This is a genomic window from Streptomyces sp. SID5785 (genome assembly GCF_009870065.1).
Taxonomy (GTDB): Bacteria; Actinomycetota; Actinomycetes; order Streptomycetales; family Streptomycetaceae; genus Streptomyces.
In genome coordinates this window covers 1-1,070 of sequence record NZ_WWIA01000322.1, presented here as the reverse complement: position 1 = coordinate 1,070, position 1,070 = coordinate 1, and the positions used below count along the sequence as shown (strand labels likewise).

The following is a 1,070-nucleotide window of genomic DNA, read 5'->3' as shown; positions in this document are numbered from 1 at the left end:
CCCGGCACCCGGTCACCGCCCGCTTCCGCGTCACCGGCGACCCCACCGACCTGCCGACCGCGCACGACGTCGCCCTGCTGCGCATTGCCCAGTCCGCCCTCGCCAACACCGTCCGGCATGCCCACGCCACCACGGCCGAGGTCACCCTCAGCTATCTGGACGACCTGGTCGCGCTCGATGTCGTCGACAACGGCACCGGGTTCGACCCCGAGGACCTGCCCGCACCCGGCACCGGCACTGCCACCGGCGGCTTCGGCCTGGCAGCCATGCGGACGCGCATGCGCACCCTGGGCGGCACCCTCACGGTCGACTCCGCTCCGGGCCACGGCACCGCGCTGGCCGCCCGGCTCCCCCTCTCTCAGCCCACCGAGACAGAACCCGAGGACCACCGGTGACCGACAAGCCGATCCGCCTGCTCCTGGCCGACGACCACCCCGTGGTCCGAGCGGGGCTGCGCGCCGTCCTGGAGACCGAACCCGGTCTGGCCGTCGTCGCGGAGTCCGCCACCGCGGAGGAGGCGGTGACACGCGCCGGGCAGGGCGACATCGACGTCGTCCTCATGGACCTGCAGTTCGGCAAGGGCATGGGCGGCGCCGAGGCCACCGCGCAGATCACCGCACGGCCGGGCGCGCCACGCGTGCTGATCGTCACCACCTACGACTCCGACGCCGACACGCTGCCCGCCATCGAGGCGGGCGCGACCGGTTACCTCCTCAAGGACGCCCCGCCCGAGGATCTCGCCGCGGCCGTCCGCACCGCCGCCGCGGGCCGCACCACCCTCGCACCCACCGTCGCCGACCGGCTCATGAACCGACTGCGCACCCCCGCCACCCGTCTGACCCGTCGTGAGACCGAGGTCCTCTCGCTGGTGGCCGACGGACTGTCCAACCAGGCGATCGGACGGCGGCTCCACCTCACCGAGGGCACCGTCAAGTCCCACCTGGTCCGCATCTACGCGAAGCTCGGCACCGAGTCCCGCACCGCGGCCGTGGCCACCGCCACCGATCTCGGACTCATTCGCCGCTGATCCGGCACCACGCCCGGGCCGCCTGCCGTCTGCCGGCGCCTTC

Annotated in this window: 2 protein-coding genes; both read left to right on the top strand. The window is 73.9% G+C overall.

What is annotated here, in order from left to right; all coding sequences use genetic code 11:
• Window positions 1-395: ATP-binding protein (locus GTW43_RS10510; RefSeq protein WP_202501291.1), on the top strand; the 395-nt coding region annotated here is incomplete at its 5' end.
• Entirely contained in the window at window positions 392-1,027 is a 636-nt protein-coding gene (locus tag GTW43_RS10505; RefSeq protein WP_161301379.1) for a response regulator transcription factor, read from the top strand. The genes GTW43_RS10510 and GTW43_RS10505, both read left to right, overlap by 4 nt.
• Window positions 1,028-1,070: the final 43 nt, after the last annotated feature.